General features: G+C 70.5%; 21 protein-coding genes. 12 read left to right on the top strand and 9 right to left on the bottom strand.

Going from position 1 to position 17,094, the window contains the following annotated elements; all coding sequences use genetic code 11:
* Positions 1-74: 74 nt before the first annotated feature.
* On the top strand, positions 75-254 hold the full coding sequence (locus E1281_RS13710) for a hypothetical protein (protein ID WP_131878017.1): 180 nt from the start codon (positions 75-77) through the stop codon (positions 252-254).
* Between the two features lie 22 nt (positions 255-276).
* Here E1281_RS13710 and rox read toward each other — a convergent pair whose 3' ends face one another.
* A complete protein-coding gene (gene rox / locus E1281_RS13705; RefSeq protein ID WP_131878015.1) occupies positions 277-1,707 on the bottom strand; it encodes a rifampin monooxygenase in 1,431 nt (476 codons plus the stop codon).
* Between the two features lie 344 nt (positions 1,708-2,051).
* Between rox and E1281_RS13700 the strand changes: the two genes are divergently transcribed.
* Positions 2,052-2,549, top strand: a complete 498-nt coding sequence (locus E1281_RS13700; RefSeq protein ID WP_131878013.1) for a nuclear transport factor 2 family protein — start codon at positions 2,052-2,054, stop codon at positions 2,547-2,549.
* Position 2,550: 1 nt separating this feature from the next.
* On the opposite strand, the gene E1281_RS13695 is transcribed toward E1281_RS13700, so the two are convergent.
* The 3 genes from E1281_RS13695 to E1281_RS13685 all read right to left on the bottom strand — a co-directional run bounded on the left by E1281_RS13695 (position 2,551) and on the right by E1281_RS13685 (position 3,949).
* Entirely contained in the window at positions 2,551-2,940 is a 390-nt protein-coding gene (locus tag E1281_RS13695) for a RidA family protein (RefSeq protein WP_131878011.1), read from the bottom strand.
* 11 nt (positions 2,941-2,951) lie between these two features.
* Positions 2,952-3,395, bottom strand: coding sequence for a carboxymuconolactone decarboxylase family protein (locus tag E1281_RS13690; protein WP_131878009.1), 444 nt, complete (start codon positions 3,393-3,395; stop codon positions 2,952-2,954).
* 74 nt (positions 3,396-3,469) lie between these two features.
* The gene (locus E1281_RS13685; protein WP_165958916.1) at positions 3,470-3,949 is read right to left on the bottom strand and encodes an Rrf2 family transcriptional regulator; all 480 of its coding nucleotides are present in this window, start codon (positions 3,947-3,949) and stop codon (positions 3,470-3,472) included.
* Positions 3,950-4,048: 99 nt separating this feature from the next.
* Here E1281_RS13685 and E1281_RS13680 point away from each other — a divergent pair, with 99 nt between their 5' ends.
* The 5 genes from E1281_RS13680 (at position 4,049) to E1281_RS13660 (ending at position 6,833) form a co-directional block, all read left to right on the top strand.
* Positions 4,049-4,582 (top strand): GNAT family N-acetyltransferase, encoded by a 534-nt coding sequence (locus E1281_RS13680; protein ID WP_131878005.1) that lies wholly within the window; start codon positions 4,049-4,051, stop codon positions 4,580-4,582.
* Positions 4,583-4,686: 104 nt separating this feature from the next.
* Positions 4,687-4,974 (top strand): hypothetical protein, encoded by a 288-nt coding sequence (locus E1281_RS13675; protein WP_131878003.1) that lies wholly within the window; start codon positions 4,687-4,689, stop codon positions 4,972-4,974.
* Between the two features lie 144 nt (positions 4,975-5,118).
* Positions 5,119-5,625, top strand: a complete 507-nt coding sequence (locus E1281_RS13670) for a helix-turn-helix domain-containing protein (RefSeq protein ID WP_131878001.1) — start codon at positions 5,119-5,121, stop codon at positions 5,623-5,625.
* Between the two features lie 16 nt (positions 5,626-5,641).
* A complete protein-coding gene (locus E1281_RS13665; protein ID WP_131877999.1) occupies positions 5,642-6,535 on the top strand; it encodes a M23 family metallopeptidase in 894 nt (297 codons plus the stop codon).
* Positions 6,536-6,647: 112 nt separating this feature from the next.
* On the top strand, positions 6,648-6,833 hold the full coding sequence (locus E1281_RS13660; RefSeq protein WP_131877997.1) for a hypothetical protein: 186 nt from the start codon (positions 6,648-6,650) through the stop codon (positions 6,831-6,833).
* Here the strand turns inward: E1281_RS13660 and E1281_RS13655 are convergent.
* Positions 6,797-7,483, bottom strand: a complete 687-nt coding sequence (locus tag E1281_RS13655; protein WP_131877995.1) for a TIGR03086 family metal-binding protein — start codon at positions 7,481-7,483, stop codon at positions 6,797-6,799. The two genes, E1281_RS13660 and E1281_RS13655, sit on opposite strands and share 37 nt — an antisense overlap.
* 65 nt (positions 7,484-7,548) lie before the next feature.
* Here E1281_RS13655 and E1281_RS13650 point away from each other — a divergent pair, with 65 nt between their 5' ends.
* Positions 7,549-8,334, top strand: coding sequence for a helix-turn-helix domain-containing protein (locus tag E1281_RS13650; protein WP_207943275.1), 786 nt, complete (start codon positions 7,549-7,551; stop codon positions 8,332-8,334).
* Here the strand turns inward: E1281_RS13650 and E1281_RS13645 are convergent.
* A complete protein-coding gene (locus E1281_RS13645) occupies positions 8,324-9,016 on the bottom strand; it encodes a class I SAM-dependent methyltransferase (protein ID WP_131877993.1) in 693 nt (230 codons plus the stop codon). The genes E1281_RS13650 and E1281_RS13645 overlap by 11 nt on opposite strands.
* Positions 9,017-9,334: 318 nt before the next feature.
* Between E1281_RS13645 and E1281_RS13640 the strand changes: the two genes are divergently transcribed.
* Positions 9,335-10,201: a helix-turn-helix transcriptional regulator gene (locus E1281_RS13640; RefSeq protein ID WP_165958915.1), complete on the top strand. Its 867-nt coding sequence runs from the start codon at positions 9,335-9,337 to the stop codon at positions 10,199-10,201.
* 408 nt (positions 10,202-10,609) lie between these two features.
* Here the strand turns inward: E1281_RS13640 and E1281_RS13630 are convergent, their stop codons facing one another.
* On the bottom strand, positions 10,610-11,377 hold the full coding sequence (locus tag E1281_RS13630) for a hypothetical protein (protein WP_207943274.1): 768 nt from the start codon (positions 11,375-11,377) through the stop codon (positions 10,610-10,612).
* 529 nt (positions 11,378-11,906) lie between these two features.
* Here E1281_RS13630 and E1281_RS13625 point away from each other — a divergent pair.
* Entirely contained in the window at positions 11,907-13,118 is a 1,212-nt protein-coding gene (locus E1281_RS13625) for a hypothetical protein (RefSeq protein ID WP_131877989.1), read from the top strand.
* 40 nt (positions 13,119-13,158) lie between these two features.
* Here the strand turns inward: E1281_RS13625 and E1281_RS13620 are convergent, their stop codons facing one another.
* Positions 13,159-13,359 carry a DUF6243 family protein gene (locus E1281_RS13620; protein ID WP_207943273.1) on the bottom strand — a complete coding sequence of 67 codons (201 nt, stop codon included), beginning with the start codon at positions 13,357-13,359 and terminating at the stop codon, positions 13,159-13,161.
* Positions 13,360-13,608: 249 nt separating this feature from the next.
* On the opposite strand from E1281_RS13620, the gene E1281_RS13615 reads away from it, so the two are divergent.
* Both E1281_RS13615 and E1281_RS13610 read left to right on the top strand, forming a co-directional pair.
* A complete protein-coding gene (locus tag E1281_RS13615) occupies positions 13,609-14,679 on the top strand; it encodes a quinone-dependent dihydroorotate dehydrogenase (protein WP_131877987.1) in 1,071 nt (356 codons plus the stop codon).
* Positions 14,680-14,769: 90 nt separating this feature from the next.
* Entirely contained in the window at positions 14,770-16,038 is a 1,269-nt protein-coding gene (locus E1281_RS13610; protein ID WP_131877985.1) for a sodium:proton exchanger, read from the top strand.
* Here the strand turns inward: E1281_RS13610 and E1281_RS13605 are convergent.
* On the bottom strand, positions 16,031-17,094 hold a 1,064-nt coding region (locus E1281_RS13605; protein ID WP_131877983.1), incomplete at its 5' end, for a methyltransferase. The genes E1281_RS13610 and E1281_RS13605 overlap by 8 nt on opposite strands.

Genomic DNA, 17,094 nt, shown 5'->3' with positions numbered 1-17,094 from the left:
CGGAGCCCCGGCCTCCCGCCCCGAACTCCCGCTCAGCGGGACACCTATCAGGGACGAAACGCTAATCTCTGGCGATGGTCTACGCGCCCGACCTCAGCACACTTCTGGTCGAGGGATTCAGCCGGACCCGGCTGAGAACCGAGATCACCGTCGAGTCCAGGGAACTGGATGCCGCCGTGATCGTCACCGACTTCATGGTGCTGTTCGACGTCGTGAGGCCGAAGCTGTTCGGTGCCGGAGTGTTCCGCCGGTGAGCGGGGGGGCACGCCCCGGCCGTCAGGCGACGGGAGCGCCGAACCATGTGGGCAGGGCGTCGAGCAGCTCCCGCTGGTCTTCGCCGGCCCAGGCGACGTGGCCGTCCGGCCGCAGGAGCAGCGCGGGGACGTCCAGTTCCTCGCTGACGTCGACGACATGGTCGACCCGGTCCGCCCAGCCCGCCACCGAGAGCCGGCCGGTCTGGTCGAGCAGCAGGCCCCGGCCGCCGTGCATCAGCTCGTAGAGGCGGCCGCGTCCGAGCTCCACGTCCCGCATCCCCCGGCCGAGCAGGCGATGCCCCTCGCCGAAGTCGTAGCGGACCCCGATCGCGGTGACCTTCTCGACCAGGTACCGGCTCACGTCCTCGAAGTCCATCAGTTCCGACATCAGCCGGCGCACCGCCTGCGGCCCCGGGTCGGCGGACATCAGCACGGCCTGCGCGCGGGTGTTGTCCAGCACGTCGGCGGCGACCGGGTGCCGTTCGGTGTGGTAGCTGTCCAGCAGCCCCTCCGGTGCCCAGCCCTCCACCGCGGCGGCCAGCTTCCAGCCGAGGTTGAACGCGTCCTGGATGCCGAGGTTGAGCCCCTGCCCGCCGAGCGGCGGATGGACGTGCGCCGCGTCGCCGGCCAGCAGTACCCGGCCGACCCGGTAGCGCTCGGCCAGCCGGGTCGCGTCGCCGAAGCGGGAGAGCCAGCGCGGTGAGTGGACGCCGAAGTCGGTCCCCGCGACGGCCCGCAGCCGCTCCCTGAAATCGTCGAGGGTCGGCGGGGCCGCGCGGTCCTCCGCCACCCCCTCGGCGGGCACGATGACGCGGTGGGCCCCGTCCTCCCCGAAGGGCCCGACGCCGAACAGCAGGTTGGTCTTGCGGATCTCGGCCACCACGGCGGCGAGCTTCTCCGGGTCCTCGGTCACCTCCATCTCGCCCAGCAGGATCTCGATCTGGGCGGGCTCTCCGGGGAACCCGACGCCGAGCAGCTTGCGCACCGTGCTGCGTCCGCCGTCGCAGCCGACCAGGTAGCGCGACCGCAGCCGCGTGCCGTCGGACAGCTCGGCGGTCACCCCGTCCTCGTCCTGGCTGAGCCCTACCAGCGCGCAGCGGCGCCGGATCTCGACACCGACGTCGGTGACGTGCTCGTTCAGCAGGCGGTCGACGGTGGTCTGCGGGATGCCGAGGATGTACCCGTGCGCGGTGTCCAGCCCGTCCGGCCGCGGCTTGTAGATGCCGGCGAAGGAGCCGCCGAGCGGGTACTGGGTGCCGAGGGCGAGGAAGCGGTCCAGCAGACCGCGCTGGGCCATCACCTCGATGCTGCGGACGTGCAGGCCCAGCCCGCGGACGACCTTGGTCGGCTCCGCGTCCTTCTCCAGCACGATCGCACGCACGCCGCGCAGCCGCAGCTCGGCGGCCAGCATCAGGCCGGTCGGTCCGCCACCGGCAATGATCACGTCGAACACGAATCCCCCGTTCGTTCGTCTCCGGCCATTCCCCCGCGCAATCCGGCGGCGCACACGTCTGCACCCCCGCGCCGGTCCGGCGAGCCATGATTTCCGCAGGTCCTGGCCACGGCCGACGATTGTGCAGCACGACCGGGGCCTTGCCGCAAGCCCCCATGTGCGCTATATATTAAAAATGGCAAGGAGTGCGAAACCTCCTTGCCTTCGTCATTTCCAGCGGACGGCCCCCTTTTCCAGGGCCGCCGTGCCGGCTCCCGGTCACCGGGACGGCGGCGGGCGGCACGGCTCCCGGAACCGCGATCATCGGCGGGACGAGGCGTCACGCGTTCGGAAGGCGAGCCACCATGTCGCAGCACCCGGACGGCCGGGACCTCGCCGGGCGGATCGCCCGGCTGGAGGCGGTCGAGGAGATCAAGGCGCTCAAGCATCGCTACCTGCGTGCCTGCGACGCCAAGGACCCGGAGGGGTTCCGGGCGTGCTTCATCGACTCCGGCGCCTCGATCGACTTCGGGCGGCTCGGCAGGTTCGACGACGCCGACGGCATCGTCAAGGTCTTCGAGTCGATCGCCCTCCAGCGGGTCGACGGCAAGAACGTGATCCTGGACATGCACCACGCGATGCACCCGGACATCACCGTCCACGATGCGGAAACGGCCTCCGGCCGATGGACGCTGAAATTCCGGCAGGTGAACCTGCTGGACGACACCGAGTCTGTCAGCACGGGCGAGTACGACGACGAGTACGTCGTCGAGGACGGCCGCTGGAAGATGTCCAAATGCCATTTCCGCCGCCACTGGGCGATCGTCCGGCCGATCGGCGCCGACTGGACGATCGCCCAATAGGTCACGGGCGGACGGCGATCGCGTCGACCTCGAAGAGCATGTCCGGGTACGCCAGGGCGGCGACGCCGGAGAGGGTCTGCGTCGGCGGCTCGTCCCCCCAGATCTCGACGATGCGCCCGCCGAGGACGGCGAGCTTGCCGGCGTCGTGCGCGACGATGTGCGAGCGCAGTTGAACGACGTGCTCGAAACCGAGCCCCACCGACGTCAGCGCGGTGCGCAGATTGGCGAAGGATCGCCGGACCTGCTCGGCGAAGTCCGCGGAAACGACCCGGCCATTGCCGTCCGAGGCGTACTGGCCCGCGATGAGGACCAGTTCTCCGGAGGCGGTCGCCACGTGGCTGTAGGTCGCGGGCTTGTGCAGACCCTCGGGATTGGAAATGGAGTGCGGCATGGCGGCTCCGTTCAGGCGGCGGGGTTGCGGATGGTGACGCTGATACGGTTCCAGGCGTTGATGGCGGCGATCGCCATCACCAGCCCGGCGAGGGTCTCCTCGTCGTAGTGGTCGGCGGCCTCGTTCCAGACGTCGTCCGGAACCCCGGCCGGGTTGTCGCCGATGCGCGTGGCGGCCTCGGCCAGCGCCAGCGCCGCCCGCTCCTCGTCGGTGTAGAACGGCGCCTCGCGCCAGGCCGCCACCGACCAGAGCCGCTCGTCGGTCTCCCCCGCGTCCTTGGCGTCGCGGGCGTGCATGTTCACGCAGAACGCGCAGCCGTTGATCTGGCTCACCCGCAGCTTGACCAGCAGCAGCGTGCTCTTCGGGACGCCGCTGGCCGCGACGTACCCCTCCAGGGCGAACATGGCCTTGTACCCCGCGGCGGCGGGCTTCCGGATGTCCATACGTGCCTGCATGATGACCTCCTAAATCTGGATGTTCTATATCTAGAATTCGGATGAACGAGAGCCCCGGCCGGCGGTTCCCGGGATCAGGCCCGGAGGTTCGCGAACCCGCTGCGGGTGGCGCCGGGCACGGCCGGGTTCCGGTCCTCCACGGTCTTCTTGAGGTCGGCGATGGTCACCGCGGCCAACTCCCTGCGCCAGGCGAGCTCCGCCCGCCGCATGGACTGGGAGATGGCACAGGTCCTGCGGTAGTCGGCCCCTTGGTGGTCTCCCGGCCTCCGCCGCAGGATCTCCTCGCAGCGGAACGCACCGTCCGCCCCCTCGATCGCGGTCACCACGTCCATCATCGTGATGTTTTCGGGCCGCCGCGCGAGCCGGAACCCGCCCCGCGGCCCCGGCGTGGAGGTGAGGATCCCCGCCCGCGCGAGCGCCTGCAGCTGCTTGTTCAGGTAGGCCGCCGGCAACTCGTAGAACTTCGCCAGCCGCGCCGCCGTCACCGCCTCACCCTCGTCCAGCCAGGTCAGGTTGAGGCAACTGTGCAGCGCCCACTCGACGCCCTCGCTCATCCGCACAACCTGGATATTAGACATCCAGGATTACCGCCCGCAACCCGAGGCGCTTCTCCGGCCGCGCGGCCGTCCGAGGGCTGCGCTAGGTTCCGTGGGATGGACGGCGCGAAGGCAACCTTTCGTACGGCGACAGCGGCCGATGTCCCCGCACTGGTCGCGCTCGTCGAGCGCGCCTACCGGGGGGACGCGAGCCGTGCCGGGTGGACGACCGAGGCCGACCTCCTCGGCGGCCAGCGCACGGACCCCGAGGGCGTCGCGGCCGTGGTGGACGCCTCGTCCGGCCGGATGCTGGTGGCCGAGGTGGACGGCACCCTCGCCGCCTGCTGCCAGGTGGAGCACCGCGGCGACCACGCCTATTTCGGCATGTTCGCCGTCGACCCCGGTCGTCAGGGCGGCGGGCTCGGCAGGGTGGTCCTCAACGAGGCCGAACGGCTGACGCGCGACGAGTGGGGCGCGGCGGAGATGCGCATGACGGTGATCACCGCTCGCGAGGAGCTGATCGCCTGGTACGTCCGGCGCGGCTACGCCCGGACGGGAGAAAAGAGCCCGTTCCCGTACGGCGACGAGCGTTTCGGCCTGCCCAAGCGGGACGACCTGGAGTTCGAACTACTGGCGAAAAAGCTCACCTGACCCCGAAATCCGGCCGCGGAAAACTCACTCGCCGGCATGGATTCCTCGGGCACCGGCACGAGATAATCCGTGCGGTTTCCCGGTGCCCACAATTGGGAGCGCATGTGCGCACCGGGCAGGCCACGGCGATCGCCTCGGTGCCGGTCGTGGACGTGTTCAACGCCTGGGAGCGAGGCGTCTACCTGGCCGGCGGCTTCAAGGTCGCCGACGTCTCCGCGACCTTCGCCACCCACGACTTCGCCACCAAGGTCACCCTGGACCCCTACGGGACGATCCCGCTCAACGTGGCACGGATCTGCGCATGGACCTACCAGTGCAGCCATGACGACGGCCACGCCACCCCGGCCGGATACCAGCAGATCGCAGACACCTTCCTCCGCGCCTTCTGCTGAGCACGCCCACCACGTTCAGCCGCCGCCCGTACGACGTCCGCGCGGACCCGTTCGGCTGAGGCCGCGACCAACCCCGGAGACCCCGGCCGCACTGCCTCATGGCGACGGTTTGACGGAACTACGTAATTACGTATTCTAGAAGCCATGGAGGACGAGACCCTGGCGGAGCGGATCGCGCGCTTGGAGGAGCGCGTGGACCGGCTGGAGCGCGCCCGCCCGGAGGCGGCGGCCGCGCACCCGGAGCCGGACGAGAAGTTCTGGGCACTGAACGTCCTCAAGGATCTCGTCGGCGATCCCGGGGCGGTCCTGTTCACCGGGTCGGTGACGTTGCCGGCGGGCGAGCACTACGAGTGGCAGCAGGGCCATCCCGTGGACGACCTGCTGGCCGACGACTGGTCGCAGGCGGCCGACACGCTCTCGGCGCTGGCGCATCCGGTGCGGCTGCTGCTGCTCCGGGAGATCCTCCACGGCGCCCGCACGACCGCCGAGCTCGCCGCCCACGAACGGCTCGGCACGACCGGGCAGCTCTACCACCACCTGCGCCAGCTGGTCGCGGCGGGCTGGCTGCGCACCACCGCGCGAGGACGGTACAGCGTCCCCGGTGAGCGGGTGGTGCCGATACTCATCGTTCTCGCGGCGGCGCGCCGCTGACCCCTGGGGAGGGACCATGCACTGGAGGAAGATCCACCGGACGCTCGCACGCTTCAGCACGGTGTTCATCCTGCTGGGACTGGCTCTGACGTTCGGCGAGATCCTGCATGGCGTGGACGCGCTCGCGTTCGCGGGGATGGCCTTCATCGTCGCCGGTCTCGCGCTGTTCTTCGTGCCCCAGAGCGAGCCGGGCGGGGAGCCGGTCGTGGTCCTGAGCCCCGTGCGCGGCCGCTGGGTTCCGGTGAACAGCCCGGCCGACAAGGTCCCCAGCCACGGGACCCACGAGCTGGGCCAGACGTACGCGATCGACCTCGTTCACGCGCCCGACCCGGCGGAGGAATGGAAGCCGCTGCGCCGGGCGCCGCTGGCCGCCCGTCCGGAGACGTTCCCGGCGTTCGGGCAGGATGTGTTCGCGCCCGCCGACGGAGTGGTCGTCCAGGCGAGCGGATGGCAGCGCGACCACTGGAGCCGCAACTCCTGGCCCGCCATGGTCTACCTGCTGGCCGAGGGGATGATCTTCCGGCAGATCCTGTCCCTGCTGACACTTTCGGCGGGACGGTTCGTCGTCGGCAACTCCGTGGTGCTGGACCTCGGCGACGGGGTGTACGCGGTGTTCGCCCACCTGCGGCGCGGGTCGGTCCGCGTCAAGAAGGGCGACCGGGTCAAGGCCGGGGACGTCCTCGGCGAGGTCGGCAACTCCGGCAACTCCTCCGAGCCGCACCTGCACTTCCACCTCATGGACCGTCCGGGCGCCCTGATCGCGGCCGGGCTGCCGTTCGCCTTCCCGTACGAGAGCGGTGGCGAGACGCGGACGGGGGCGCCCGGCGGGCGCAGGCCCTTCGTCGCCGCCATGGACAAGGAGCCCACCACGACCGGGGGCGGAGCACCGAACGACCCGCAGCCGCTTTGAGACTTCTGCACCGACTAGCAATACCCAGTAGGGAAGACCTCGGAAAACCTTCACCAGCACCTTCAATGAAAGAATTGAGGCTGATCCAGCACGTCAACGAGAGGTCGAAGCCGTGAAGTTCATCCTTGAGGTCGACATGAGCGAAGGCGTGGTGAGCGACGACGCCGCCCGCGAACTCGGCCGGATCCTGCGGTACTGGGGAGGGAACCTTCACCACTACGCACTGAAGCCCGGCGACGGATCCGACATCTACGACTCCGGCTACAGCGAGGTCGGGCACTGGCGCATAGCAGCCTGACCGTCCCTCGTTGACTTGCGGCGTGTTGTTGTTATGGCGGCCCGGATAACAACAACACGCCGCAAGTCAACGCGCTCAGCGGGCGGGCGGGTTCCAGTGCGGGTCGCGGCCGAGGCGGCTACGGCCCGCTCGAACGGCGGCGCGTCCGCGCCCAGGGGCACGGCGTCGGCGAAACCGTCGTACTGGCGGTACATCTCGGCGTGCTTCTCGACGACCTGGAGGACGAACCGGCCGGTCTCCGGTGAGACGCGGTACTCCTGGCCGGCGGCCCGCGCGACGTCCCAGCCGTGGAGGGCCATCTCCAGGGTCATCATGGCGGCGATGTCGGCGGCCGGGGTGCCGCCGATGTCCCCGTCCCAGGCGGCCGGGTCCGCCCAGGCCGCCAGCGCGCGGTCGAGCTGGGCAGCGTACTCCTGCGGCCAGCCGGCGTCGGTGGTGAAGTCGCGCTCGATGAGCTCGTCCGGCAGTTCCTCGCGCAGGGCACGGCGCTCAAGGCCGTGGGAGGTGTAGAGCACCAGGTGGTTCACCAGCGCCCGGAGGTCGAACTCGTCGCACGGGGTCGGGTCTCCCAGCCGCTCCGGCCGGACGGCCTGGACGACGCGGGCGGCCTCGGCGGCGCATTCCTTCATGGAGGCGTGGTTTTCGTTCATGTCCCGGACACTACGGATGCCCGCTGCACCGCCTCTTGGACAAACGCGCCAAGTATCCTGGTCACGTGGGGAATCTGGGACGCGGGGTGCTGTACCCCCGCGAGCAGGAGGCCGTCGCCGCCGTGGAGCGGAAGGCTCCGGCTCCCGAACTGGCCCCCTTCGTCGAGTTCTACTGGCACGTCCGGTGGGACACCGGGGAGCCGTACGAGACGAAGGTGCTGTCCCACCCGAACGTCCACCTCGTCTTCGAGGAACCCGTTCCGCTGGTCTACGGGGTGGACCGGACGCTGTTCGTCCGGCGCCTTGAGGGGCGCGGCCAGGTGCTCGGCGTGAAGTTCCGGCCCGGCGCCTTCCGGGCGTTCGCGGCCGGGCCGGTCGTCGACCTCGCCGATCGGAGCGTCCCCGCCTCGGACGTCTTCGGCCCGGCGATAGCGGACGTCGGCCGCACCGTGCTCCGCTGCACCGACACGGCCGCGATGACGCGGCCGGCCGAGGAGTTCCTGCTGGACGGCCTCCCCGCGCCCGATCCCGTCGCCGCCGAGGTGGCCGCGATGGTCGATGCCATCACCGCCGACCCGGCGATGTTCCGCGTCGACCAGGCGGCCGCGGCTCTGCACGTCTCGGTCCGCACTCTGCAGCGCCTTTTCGCCGAGTACGTGGGCGCGAGCCCCAAGTGGGTCCTTCGCCGGGCACGCCTCCATGAGGCCGCGACCCGCGCCGAGGAAGGCGTCCGCATCGACTGGGCCGCCCTCGCCGACGACCTCGGCTATTTCGACCAGTCGCACCTGACCCGCGATTTCACCGGTGCGGTGGGCATCTCACCTGCCAGGTACGCGGGGCTCAGGGCCTGACCCCGAGGGGGACCAGGCGGAAGGCTATGAAAGCCGGCAGCACCTCCAGCCTGGCGTGGTCCTCGGGGAAGCGATCGGCCATTTCCGGGGCGGGGCGGGGTTCCAGCAGTTCCTCGATGAGGTAGCCCGCCTCGCGGAACTCGGCGCAGATGGCGGTCAATGAGCGGCGCCACGCCCGGATGGGCCAGTCCCGCGTGGGGCTCAAGGACTCCTCGACGAGTTCTTCGGCGAAGTAGGAACCGCCCAGGCGCATCCATCCCATCGTCGGGTGCTCGGTCGACAGGATGAGCGCACCGGACGGAGCCAGAACGCGGCGGAACTCCCTGAGCAGGGCCACGCGGTCATCGATGTAATGCAGGGCCAGGGCGAGGACGACCAGATCGGCCGAGCCGTCCGAAACCCAGGTCAGCGGCTCCGACAGGTCATGGACGCGCAGGTCGGCGAGGCCGTCGCAACGGGCACGGGCAAGGTCGACGAAGGTCGGGCTCACATCGCAGCCGGTGACGCGGGCTCCGCGTTCCAGCAGTTCACGGGCGTAGAGGCCGGGACCGCACGCCGCGTCGAAGACCGACAGGCCCGCGACGTCCCCGGCCAGCCCGAGCACGGCGGGCCGATCGTAAAGGGCGTTGTAGGCGCTGTCCTCGGCATGGCTGGCGTACTCGTGGGCAAAGCGCTCGTACATGCCCCGATCGTCCCAGAAAGATCAACTAGCCGTGTCAGGAACCCGGGCCGGACCCGGTCAGCGCCGGGGGCACGGCCGGCCGCACGGAGGCGAACCCGCCACTCAGACGACAACCCGCCCAGGAGCACCGAAAGGTTCTTGTATCGCCCTCTTGCTTGACCACCCATTAAGGAACCGTGGCCCCATCAGGCCACAGAGAGGACGAACTCATGGGTGGCTGCATAGCAGGCCGAACTAGGCTGTACGCTACTGAGCATATTGCAACATGGCGCATAGCCACCCTTCCCCGCTCAAACACGTGACCTACGAGGAGTGCCGGTGCCTGCGGCCAACAGTCCCACGGTGCGCCAGCGCCGCCTGCGCGTTGAACTCCGCAAGGCGCGAGACGAGGCCGCCCTCACCCAAGAACAAGTCGCCGAGAACCTCGACTGGTCCCTTTCGAAGGTCATCAGGATCGAATCCGGTTCGGTCGGAGTCTCCACCACCGACCTGAAGGCGCTGCTCTCCCTCTATGGCGTTTCCACCGAGCGGATCGCCGAACTCGTGGAACTCGCCCGCCTGGCACGCGAGCGCGCCTGGTGGAGCGGCTACCGGAAAGTGATATCACAGCAGTATTACGACCTCATCGGCTATGAATCCGCAGCCGGTATCATTCGGCAGTATGAGAACCTCGTCATTCCTGGAATGCTGGAGACCCAGGAGTACGCTCGGGAGTACATCGCGAATCTCATTGATCCGGAGCTGACCGGCAATGTGGATACGCTCGTGGAACTCCGCATGCGTCGGCAGGACATCCTGGAGAGAGCCGACCCTCCCCTGCTCTTCTACGTGCTCGACGAGTCCGTCGTCAGGCGTCAGGTCGGCGGCCCCCGGGTGATGCGCAACCAACTGCGCCACTTGATCGAGCTCGCGAACCGGCCGAACGTCACGATCGAGGTCGTGCCGTTCACCGCCGGTGTCAACCCTGGACTCAACGGCTCCTTCACCATCCTGGAGTTCCCGTCCCCGGAAGACGACGACGTCCTACATCTCGAGAATCCCGGATCCATTCGGGTGACCCGAGACCTCCAGGACGCGATCGTGTCCTACCGGGAGACCTTCGAAGCCCTGCGCAAGCTGTCACTGCACCCGGAAGGCACGGCGGTGCTCCTCAACCAGATCGCAGAAGAGCTTTCGTCTGACTGAATCAGACACTTTGGTGATGCCCGAAAAGGCGTCACACCTTCCCGGAAGGCACCGGAAACCAGTCGATCACGCATGGTCTGCCCGCAACAGGCGGTTTACACTGTCGCTTGACTGAACGACCATGAGGTCACGCCTCGCGCTGCCGGCCGACGGTCGGCCCGTTCTCCGTCAACGCCGCCGGGGAGCAGTGCGGAACGACGCGCCACCGAGCCGGGCGCGCCGCCTCCGGCGCGATTCCGCGCGACCGGCAACCGTCCAGCCTGGCCGCGCGAAAGGAGATCCGACTTGGCGCGCCTACCTGCGGATATACGATGGCAGACCAGCACACACTCGAACACGCAAGGCGGCACCTGCATCGAGGTCGGACACCATGGGGGAACCGTCTACATTCGCGACTCCAGAAATCGCTCAGGTACTGTCATCGTCATCACTGCCAGCGGCTGGACGAATTTCCTCACCTCCATCCGCGAGTTTCGTTGAATTCAACATATCCAATCGGACGGAGATGCCCTCGTCGGTCATCATGCCGCTCGTTCCCTCATTTCCTGCGTCGACGGCCGGGCCCGGATCATAGATGTACCCCTGATAGACGGCACCCTTGATCGTCGTGCGTATCTGCTGGAAATGCTCGGGTGGAAGCGCACAGAATCCGCTGCAGACCACTTCGCGATAGATCTGGTCCGAGACGATGAGCGCGACGTTCCGTTCCGGGTGGACGGTCAGGTACCGGCGCAGCGGCCGGGCGTCGAGCAGGCGGCTCACCACCACGGGCGCGTCCCCGGCGGGCCCGAACGCCGTCGACGGCCCCATGACCAGCGCACCGTGATGGAACGCGAACCGCACACGCAGGCGGCGGTCGGGGGCGGCCCGGCGGTTCGTCTCCGCGAGCGCGCGTTCGAGGGCGGCCGGATACGTGCCGACGACGGTGACGATGTCGTCGTCCCCTGGCAGTACGGCCAGCTCGCCGTCACCGCTGACCTGCTGCAGGCAACGTCCCCGGTCGAGTCCGGCCTCTTCGGCGGCGGCCTCCATCGCGTCCAGCAGGTCCGCCTGGGCCTGCAACTGCATCCGGGGCGTGCGGGCGCTGTATCCCTTGATGTCGACGGCGAGCAGCAGGCGAAAGAGCAGGCGTATGGACGAGTCGGACCCGTCCGGCGGTGCTGGAATGATCGACATGCTGCCCTCGTCCCGAGTGGGCTCGCGGCCTCGTGCGCGGCCCGGTCGGCTCACCTCCAGGATCGCACCTCGGCGCGGCTACCAAAAGCCACCTGGACGACAGCAAGCGGCAAAGTGCCATGTAGCAGATAGCAACAGGGCGGCCCGACGGGAGGCAGTCTGCTTTGACCATCGCGTTCTGCCTCGAGAAGGCGCTGGTAGCTCCACCGGAGGACGGGCGTGACCTGACGATCTGCTACATAGCAGATCGATACCTACTGTCAGCTACCTGTCTGGTTACTCTTCTATAGTCCCGCCTCAAGGCCGGGCCGTCCAGGACGGCCGGCGGCCGCGGCGGCAAGGAAGGCGCGGAGGGATCGCGGACCCCGACCGACCCGCGAGACCTCCGCGCCTTCGCCTTGGGGGCTCCCCGCGTCGACGAGCAGTACGGTAAGGCCCTCGGAACGGGTTCAAAGCCCCGGAACCGGGCGGCCGCGGGCCGGGTCCTATCCATCAGTGGTTCTCATCGACGGTTCGCGAGGCGGCATCCATGACCGGTGACGGCTCCCCCGCGGGCGGCCCGATCAGCCTGCGGAAGGAACAGCGGGACGAGCCGCCCCGGGAGCGGCGCGGGCCGGCGTGGATCGTCATCCCCGCCCACGTCATCGCGCTGATCGTCGTCGTGCCGCTGCGGCTCGTCCACGACCTGGTGGTGGCGGTCGCACGGGGCGTGCGAGCGGTGTGGGACGCCCTGATGCGAGCACCGGGGAAGCTGGGCCGGCTCGTCGGCCGGATGCTGCGCGGGGTCTGGGACGCCCTTTACCGGTGGCTGCTCGCCCCGGCCGGACGCCTGCTCGCGGCCATCGGGCGGGGGATCGGCGCGCTGCTCGTCCTCCTCGTCGTCCGGCCGCTGCGGTGGGTCGGCGTCGTCCTGGTCCTCGGCACCCTGACGTGGCTCGGCCGCGGGACGGCGAGCCTGGCCCGGTGGGTCTACCGCGTGCTGCTCACGCCGATCGGGCGGTTCCTCGCCATGGCCGGACGCGGGCTGGCCTGGTCGCTGGACCTGCTGCTGGTGCGGCCGCTGCGGGCGCTCGGGCGCGGGCTGGCCTGGCTCGCCGCGCACGGCCTCCTCCGGCCGCTGCGGGCGCTCGGGCGCGGGCTGCTCTGGCTGCTGACCTTCTCCGGCCAGGCGCTCGCGCTGCTGTTCAACGTGCTCGTGGCCGTCCCGGCCGTGTTCGTGTGGCGTTACGTGCTGCGGCCGCCGCTGCTCGGCCTCGCGTGGTCGGCCCGTGTCCTCTGGGACGGCCTCACCTGGCTGGGGCGCGGCACGCTGCTCGTCCTCGGCGCTCTCGGGGCCGTCCTCGCCGCCGGATGGCGCGCGTTCGCGAGCGGTGTCGCCTGGTCGTGGAACCTCGTCGGCCGGTCGCTGGCCTGGCTGGCGCGGACCCTGATCGTGGCGCCCGCCCGGATGGTGTGGCGGTACGCGCTGTCCCCGATCGCGGCCGGGTTGGCGGGAGCCTGGCGCCTCACGGGCCGTGCGCTCGGGTGGTTCTGGCGCACGCTCGTCGTCCTCCCCGTGCGGGTCGTGGTCATCGGCCCGGCGCGTGCGGTCGGGCGCGGCGTGCTGCGGCCGATGGGGCGCGGCATCCGCGGGGCGTGGCGGGCCTCCGTGCGCGAACCGCTCCGCGCCGCCCGCCGGACGATGCGGGAGACGGCCCGGGACGTCCGGCTGCAACTCCGCCGGACCTTCCGCGGAAAGTGAACCGCGCCGGCCCCCTCTGGAGACCGGCGCGGCCCGTACGCTACTCCTCCGACCCGGAGTCGGGTTCCGATGTGGCGCGGCGCTGACTGCGCTCGCGCATCTTCCGGAGCAGTTCCTTCTTCTCGGCGGCGGGGTCGGTGCCGTTGCCGGACCCCTGCGGCCTCCCGCCGCGCAGTTCGCTTCGCGAGAGGTTGTTGCGCTGGCCGCCGACGCCCAGCATGCCGTTCCGGCGCTTGGACATGGGTGTTCTCCCGTCGGTCTGGGTGTGTTCGGGCATGCGCACCCAGGTCCGGCCGTGCGGGAGCGGAGAGTTCAGGCTCCGGTCGCGTCCCGGCCGGACCCGGCGACGGAACGGTCACGGTGAACGCGCTTCGGAGTGGACCACCACGCGGTGGCCCAGTCATGGAACATCATGCGGGCCAGGTTAGACACCGGCTCCGTGACCCCTCAAAGGGTTTTCGGCCCGGCCGGGCTGAGATACTTGCGGACGATGTATCGACTCCTGTTCTCACTGGTCATCTCCCGGGTCCCGGCCGAGACCGTGCACCAGCTGACGTTGCGCGGGCTCCGCGCGATCCAGTCGGTGCCCGGCGCCGTCCCGCTGCTGCGGCGGCTGCTCGCTCCCCGCGACCCCGCCCTGGCCGTGCGCGCGTTCGGGCTCGACTTCCCGAGCCCGCTCGGCCTCGCCGCCGGGTTCGACAAGGACGCCGCCGCGTACGAGGCGCTCGGCGCGTTCGGGTTCGGGCACGTCGAGATCGGCACGGTGACGGGCCGCCCGCAGCCGGGCAACCCGCGCCCGCGGCTGTTCCGGCTCGTCCCGGACCGGGCGGTCGTCAACCGGATGGGGTTCAACAACGAGGGCTCGGAGGCCGCCGCGCGGCGGCTGCGCGGCAGGCGCGGCGGGACGGTCGTCGGGGCCAACATCGGCAAGACCAAGACCGTCCCGGAGGCGTCGGCCGCCGCCGACTACGTGTCGAGCACCGAGCGGCTCGCCCCGCACGCGGACTACCTCGTCGTCAACGTCAGCTCCCCCAACACCCCCGGGCTGCGCGACCTTCAGGCCGTCGAGCACCTGCGCCCGCTGCTGACCGCGGTGCGCGAGGCCGCGGACCGCGCGTCCGCCCGCCGCCTGCCCGTCCTGGTCAAGATCGCGCCGGACCTCGCGGACGACGACATCGACGCGGTCGCCGACCTCGCCCTCGACCTCGGCCTGGACGGCATCATCGCGACCAACACCACGGTCGCCCGGGACGCCCTGCTGAGCCCGCCCGCCCTGGTCAAGGAGACCGGCGGGCTGTCCGGGGCGCCGCTGAAGGAGCGTTCGCTCGACGTCCTGCGCCGGCTGCGCTCCCGCACCGGCGGCCGGCTCGCGCTGATCTCGGTCGGTGGCGTCGAGACCGCCGACGACGTGTGGGAGCGCGTCCGGGCGGGGGCCACCCTCGTCCAGGCGTACACCGGGATGATCTACGGCGGCCCGCTGTGGGCCCGCCGCGTCAACCGCGGCCTGTCCCGCCGCCTCCGCGAGAGCGCCTTCCGCACCCTGGACGAAGCGCGCCGCTGACCGTCCCGCCCGGCTTTGCCTGTTGGTTGCCCGGGTGCCGGACATCGGCGGGACGTGGCGGGGCACTGGGCAGGTATGTCCGGGGAGCCGATGTCTCGTGCGAGCGAGCCGATATCCCGTGAGACGTTGCTCGTCCGGATCGCGGGCACGCTGGTCATCGCGCTTCCGGCGGTCGTGACGCGGGTGGGCGGGCTGCATCCGTCGGCCACCGCGGAGGTGCTGGTCCACGGAGCCGCGGTGCTGTCCGCGGCGATCCTGCTGCTGTGGGCGGCGGAGACGGCGCGGGCCGACATCCCGGGGCCGCTCGCGATGGCCGTGCTGGCGCTGACCGCGGTGCTGCCCCAGTACGCGGTGGACGTCTACTACGCGTATACCGGCGGGACGAGGCCCGGGTACAGCGCCTACGCGGCCGCCACCATGACGGGCGCGAACCGGCTGCTCGTCGGGTTCGGCTGGGCGCTGGTCGCGCTGGCGCTGGCGCTGGGCATCCGGCGGCTGGCCGGGCGTTCCGGCGGCTCGGGAAGGCACGCCGCACGCGGGCCGGGCAGGCGCGACGTCCGACTGGCCGCGCGTCACCGCGTCGAGCTGGGATTCCTGGCGCTGGCGGCCGTCCTCGGCTTCATCCCGGCGCTGACAGGCGAGATCGGATGGTACATCGCGATCCTGCTCATCGCCGTGTACGTCCTGTACCTGGCCCGCGTCGCGCGCGGCGGCCGGGAGAAGGACGCCTGGACGCCCGAGGGGGTGCCGGCGTGGCTGGTCACGCTGCCTCGCCGCGAACGGTGGATCGCGGCCGCGGCCGGGTTCACCCTCGCCAAGATCATCTTGGTCGTGTCCACGGCGCGCTTCGGGGACGCGCTCGTGGTCACCGGGGCGTCGCTCGGGTCCGACGAGTTCCTGCTGGTGCAGTTGCTCGCGCCGGTGGCGGCGGAGGCGCCGGTGCTGCTCGTGGCGGCCATGCTGGCGTGGCGGCTGCGCGACGCCGACGCGATCGGGACGCTGCTGTCCAGCAAGGTCAACCAGTGGACGCTGCTGATCGCCTGCCTGCCGTTCGCCTACCGGGCGGGCGGCGGCGGCTGGTCGCTGCCGCTGGACTCCCGGCAGATCGAGGAGGTGCTGCTGACCGCATCGCAGACCGTCCTCGGGCTGAGCCTGCTCATCGACCTGGTCTTCAGGCGGTGGGAGGCCGCGGTGCTGTTCGTGCTGTTCGCGGTCCAGTTCGTCCTGCCGGGCGAGGAGGCCAGGCTGGTCCTCGCGGGCATCTGCCTGGCGATCGGCTTCTCCGTCCTGATCGCCCGCTACCGCGACCTGGCCCAGGCGATGGAAACGGTCGTCCGCCCGCGCCGGGGGGCTAGGTGAAGAAGCCGTCCGCTATCAGGGCGGGCAGGACGGTGTCGGCGTGGGCGCGGACTTGAGCCGGGTCCATGCCGGTGAGTTGGGCGATGGCGTCCAGGAGGGGGGCCAAGGGCATGGTGCCGTCGCAGACGCCCGCGAGGCCCGCCTCGACGGTCCCGACGCCGGCCGCGCGGCGGAGCCGTCCGGTCTGGCGGAGGACGATCCGCTCGGGGTCCTCGGCGCCGGGCGGGCCGATCTGTTCCTGGACGAGGCCCGGGGCTACGCCCAGCGCCTGTCCACAGGCTGTGGAAAACTCGGCCGCCTTGGCGAGGCCGTCCATGACGGCGTCCACGTAGGCGCCGACGGGTTGCTCGACCGCGTGCCGCAGTTCCTCGATCCGCACGGCGGGACTCTGGCTGCGCCGCAACGTGATCCATCCGAAGCCGATGCCGGCGACGCCCTGCCGCTCGAAGTGGTCGAGCCACGCTCCGTACCGCGCCCGGTACTCCGGCGTCCCCGCCTCGCAGGAATCCCGAAGCCACAGCTCGGCGTACTCCGCCGGATCCTGGACGTCCCGCTGGACGACCCACGCGTCGCACCCGTCCACCCACGAGCCGACGCGCTCGTCCCACGGCACACCATCGATATGCAGCCAGTTCGCCAGAAGATGGCAGTATCCGCCGTCGTTCAGATGCCGTGGAGCACTCTCGACAAGGCGCCGGCAGAAGTCGTCGCCCGGCAGTCCGGACTCCCGGTACGGGAAGTGCCGGCCGCCGGAGGGCGCGACCACGAACGGCGGATTGGACACGATCAGGTCGAACCGGCGGCCCTGGACGGGCTCCATCAGCGACCCCTGGAGGAGTTCCGCATCGTCCACGCCGGAGAGCGCGAAACTCATCGCGGCCAGCTCCAGAGCCCGCGGATTGACGTCGGTCGCGGTGATCCGCCCGGCCGGGGAGCGCCCCGCCAGATGCACCGCCTGGACGCCGCAGCCCGTCCCGAGATCGAGCAGGTTATCCACAGGCCTGTGGACAACCAGCCGGGCCAGGTTGCCGGACGCACCGTCAGATCGGACACGGC

It is taken from the genome of Actinomadura sp. KC345, assembly GCF_004348515.1.
GTDB lineage: Bacteria > Actinomycetota > Actinomycetes > Streptosporangiales > Streptosporangiaceae > Spirillospora.
This window is presented reverse-complemented; position numbering and strand designations above follow the sequence as displayed.

Excerpts from the sequence above, each read along its gene's own strand:
- E1281_RS13630 (WP_207943274.1), bottom strand. The coding sequence starts at position 11,377 with ATGTCGATCATTCCAGCACCGCCGGACGGGTCCGACTCGTCCATACGC.
- E1281_RS13680 (WP_131878005.1), top strand. The coding sequence starts at position 4,049 with ATGGACGGCGCGAAGGCAACCTTTCGTACGGCGACAGCGGCCGATGTC.
- E1281_RS13695 (WP_131878011.1), bottom strand. The coding sequence starts at position 2,940 with ATGCCGCACTCCATTTCCAATCCCGAGGGTCTGCACAAGCCCGCGACC.
- E1281_RS13685 (WP_165958916.1), bottom strand. The coding sequence starts at position 3,949 with ATGAGCGAGGGCGTCGAGTGGGCGCTGCACAGTTGCCTCAACCTGACC.
- E1281_RS13655 (WP_131877995.1), bottom strand. The coding sequence starts at position 7,483 with ATGAACGAAAACCACGCCTCCATGAAGGAATGCGCCGCCGAGGCCGCC.
- E1281_RS13700 (WP_131878013.1), top strand. The coding sequence starts at position 2,052 with ATGTCGCAGCACCCGGACGGCCGGGACCTCGCCGGGCGGATCGCCCGG.
- E1281_RS13645 (WP_131877993.1), bottom strand. The coding sequence starts at position 9,016 with ATGTACGAGCGCTTTGCCCACGAGTACGCCAGCCATGCCGAGGACAGC.
- E1281_RS13710 (WP_131878017.1), top strand. The coding sequence starts at position 75 with ATGGTCTACGCGCCCGACCTCAGCACACTTCTGGTCGAGGGATTCAGC.
- E1281_RS13665 (WP_131877999.1), top strand. The coding sequence starts at position 5,642 with ATGCACTGGAGGAAGATCCACCGGACGCTCGCACGCTTCAGCACGGTG.
- E1281_RS13670 (WP_131878001.1), top strand. The coding sequence starts at position 5,119 with ATGGAGGACGAGACCCTGGCGGAGCGGATCGCGCGCTTGGAGGAGCGC.
- E1281_RS13620 (WP_207943273.1), bottom strand. The coding sequence starts at position 13,359 with ATGTCCAAGCGCCGGAACGGCATGCTGGGCGTCGGCGGCCAGCGCAAC.
- E1281_RS13615 (WP_131877987.1), top strand. The coding sequence starts at position 13,609 with ATGTATCGACTCCTGTTCTCACTGGTCATCTCCCGGGTCCCGGCCGAG.
- E1281_RS13690 (WP_131878009.1), bottom strand. The coding sequence starts at position 3,395 with ATGCAGGCACGTATGGACATCCGGAAGCCCGCCGCCGCGGGGTACAAG.
- E1281_RS13625 (WP_131877989.1), top strand. The coding sequence starts at position 11,907 with ATGACCGGTGACGGCTCCCCCGCGGGCGGCCCGATCAGCCTGCGGAAG.
- E1281_RS13610 (WP_131877985.1), top strand. The coding sequence starts at position 14,770 with ATGTCTCGTGCGAGCGAGCCGATATCCCGTGAGACGTTGCTCGTCCGG.